General features: G+C 50.6%; 1 protein-coding gene. It reads left to right on the forward strand.

Annotation, left to right across the window (positions count from 1 at the left end; all coding sequences use genetic code 11):
• A partial coding sequence (locus SB816_RS32560) for a hypothetical protein (RefSeq protein ID WP_410548321.1) occupies positions 1-263 on the forward strand: 263 nt, incomplete at both ends.

Raw genomic sequence — 263 nt, forward strand, 5'->3', positions numbered from 1 at the left:
TGCCACCATGGCAAAAAGCGACACGCCAATCTGGGTGCCAAATTTGGAACTTTTGACAAACGACATGCCAACTGCCTTCACTAAGAATTCTGTACGTCAGGCGCTGTGCATTCGCCATACAGCGCAAAGCACTAAGCTGCCTTCCCGGAACGAATTTATTACGTTCCAGCCCCATATTTTTTCGATCCGTCGAGACGCCATAGCCTTCCTTCAACAGCTCGCTAAGGCGGCTATTCGCATTCGTTCCGCAGTTGACGTGTCAG

The organism is Achromobacter sp. SIMBA_011 (assembly GCF_046535435.1).
Taxonomy (GTDB): domain Bacteria; phylum Pseudomonadota; class Gammaproteobacteria; order Burkholderiales; family Burkholderiaceae_B; genus Achromobacter; species Achromobacter dolens.